Origin of the sequence: Lyngbya sp. CCY1209 (assembly GCF_035615495.1) — a bacterium.
Taxonomy (GTDB): Bacteria; Cyanobacteriota; Cyanobacteriia; order Cyanobacteriales; family Microcoleaceae; genus Limnospira.
In genome coordinates this window covers 1-1,805 of sequence record NZ_JAJENU010000018.1, presented here as the reverse complement: position 1 = coordinate 1,805, position 1,805 = coordinate 1, and the positions used below count along the sequence as shown (strand labels likewise).

General features: G+C 49.0%; 2 protein-coding genes. One reads left to right on the top strand and one right to left on the bottom strand.

Annotated elements, in window-relative coordinates; translation table 11 throughout:
- Positions 1-153 precede the first annotated feature (153 nt).
- Positions 154-639, top strand: coding sequence for a hypothetical protein (locus LKE08_RS00085; RefSeq protein WP_324702162.1), 486 nt, complete (start codon positions 154-156; stop codon positions 637-639).
- Positions 640-694: 55 nt separating this feature from the next.
- Here LKE08_RS00085 and LKE08_RS00080 read toward each other — a convergent pair whose 3' ends face one another.
- Positions 695-1,675: an FkbM family methyltransferase gene (locus tag LKE08_RS00080; RefSeq protein ID WP_324702161.1), complete on the bottom strand. Its 981-nt coding sequence runs from the start codon at positions 1,673-1,675 to the stop codon at positions 695-697.
- Positions 1,676-1,805: the final 130 nt, after the last annotated feature.

Below are 1,805 nucleotides of genomic sequence, written 5' to 3'. Positions count from 1 at the left end.
CGGCTTCAAATTACCAAATTCCCCGTCAAACAAGCTTCTAGCTTGTTACGGCTAAGATAGCCGTGCTACCCGGTTCTCTGTCAAAAGGCTAGATTGATGAATACCCACAATTTCTTATTCAAAAATTCGCTATTTTTTGTCCCCCTTCTTTTGATGGGGGGCCCATCCCTTCGCGCCAACATCGCGGCCGCCGCCAACTACACCTTTGCGTCCGAGTTTCAAGGCGGAATGTTGACGGGAGAATTCGGCGGAGAAGATCGGAACGGAAATGGGATTTTAGAATTGTCCGAATTGACGGACTTTTCGGCGACTTATCAAGAATTTGAAACGGAACCGAAAATCGCCGTTTGGGATCGGGAAGACCTGCGCCGATTCGAGGTCGATCTGAACTCCCAAAAAATCCGAATGTTGGCGATCGCCAGCGAAGATATATCGCGATATGGAGTCGCCTGCACCCTCGAATTTATCCTGCGTTTGGGGGGATACGTCGAAGGGCGAGATCTGATCGAAATTGAGCGATCGCCGGGTTTGGTTGACAAAAACTGTCGCAGCGCTTTTCCCAATTTTCAAGATTACGAAGAGAAGGCGGTCGAGATTCGCCCGAAAACAGAATCAACGGCGATCGAAGAAGCAGAATAAATGTCGCAAACATCCTCTCCCTGTCCTGGAGTCCCTCTGGGGTGAATCTTCAAATTTATTGGGTGCGATATTTCCGGAGTTCGGTAATAAATGGAAGGGCCGTAATGCCGTGCTTGACAGCATCGGGATTTTGTTCTAAAATTTGGATGATACAGTCGGCGAAATTGTAGTTGCGATCGCCCGCCCCGTACCGTTCCGTCAGATATCCCAACAGTTCCAACGCATAATCGTAAAACTGCAACAGATCCGCCAGACAGGCCAACTTCAAAATCCGCTCCGGCGTCTTCAGGTGGTGGTTTTGGTCGGGTCGAATTAAGTCCCGGAAATAATAGCCGTCCGTCCACACAAATTGACCTTTGTGCTGCCGCGAGATTAGGGTGATTCCCCGGCGTCGATCGCACCATTTTTGTCCGATATCGAAAAGGGTAAAGTCGCGATCGCGCAAATAACTATCCACATCCGCAAATAGGGGTTGATTCTTATACAATTCAATAAAATTAACTTCCGCCACAATTCCCAAAAGGTGGGGTAAGATGTGATTGTCTCCCCCCTTCAACACGTTCAATTCCGCCCCCTGAACGTCCAATTGCATGAAATCGATGGGAGTCTCCAAACTGCCAAAAAAATCATCTAAAGTTGTGGTTTCCACCTCCGCCACCGACATCAACTTGTGGCGATCGCGATATTCAAACAACCGCTCGATCGCCACATCATTGGGGGGATAAAGCGAACAGCAACCCGGATGTTTCGTCACATACAGTGGCGCCTTCCCACACCGATCCCAGAGGGCGAAGGGGATATGTTTTTCCGTCCAACCGATATTTTTTGCCACCAATTCCGCATTGCGGCGATCGCAGGCTTCCGGGTCCGCATCGAAACCGTAAATCGTCAAATTGGGGGCAAAGATCTCCCACCCCTGGCGATCGTAATCCAACCCCGCAAACTCGTCAATTTTCCGCGACCCCACGATGCAGAGGGTGATCTGAATGGAGTCCAAAAAACCCCACTGTTTCAAAGTCGGTAAAAAGAAGGACATGGTAGGGAATCGTAAATCGGGAAAAAATGAATTGATAATTGACAATTATTAATTACAGCACTTTGCGCGGTAATGAGACACAGATGGAAAAGATCCCCCCTAACCCCCCTTGGAAAGGGGGGAACCAGAA

What these genes read in the sequence shown, in the direction of transcription:
- LKE08_RS00085 (WP_324702162.1), top strand. Translation starts at nt 154, where the DNA reads ATGGGGGGCCCATCCCTTCGCGCCAACATCGCGGCCGCCGCCAACTAC.
- LKE08_RS00080 (WP_324702161.1), bottom strand. Translation starts at nt 1,675, where the DNA reads ATGTCCTTCTTTTTACCGACTTTGAAACAGTGGGGTTTTTTGGACTCC.